This window comes from Citrobacter sp. Cc139 (assembly GCF_030334645.1).
GTDB classification, from domain to species: Bacteria; Pseudomonadota; Gammaproteobacteria; order Enterobacterales; family Enterobacteriaceae; genus Citrobacter; species Citrobacter werkmanii.
This window is the reverse complement of sequence record NZ_JAOWDM010000008.1, coordinates 1-227: the sequence shown is the minus strand read 5'-3', so window position 1 is coordinate 227 and position 227 is coordinate 1. Positions and strand designations below refer to the sequence as shown.

At 56.8% G+C, this 227-nt stretch carries 1 protein-coding gene; it reads right to left on the bottom strand.

Annotated features, from left to right (window positions below; translation table 11 throughout):
• Positions 1 to 227 (bottom strand): hypothetical protein (locus tag OGV69_RS00070; protein ID WP_286468970.1); only part of this gene is annotated, 227 nt, incomplete at both ends.

Genomic DNA, 227 nt, shown 5'->3' with positions numbered 1-227 from the left:
CGGTCAAGTTTGATAACGCGACCGTTAACAGCGCTGATGCGGCCGCCCATAACCTTTCCGGAAAGCAGCTCGTCTGCCACGGCGATGATGTAGCCCGGCTGCGGAATGTTTCCGTCCATCCCGACATCAAACGAAACAACGCGATCTTTGTTGTTGGTGAGAATACCCCAGCGCCCCTTTCGGTTCGCTTCTGACTGCCGGGTGCAGCCGATGGCTGTCATTTCCAG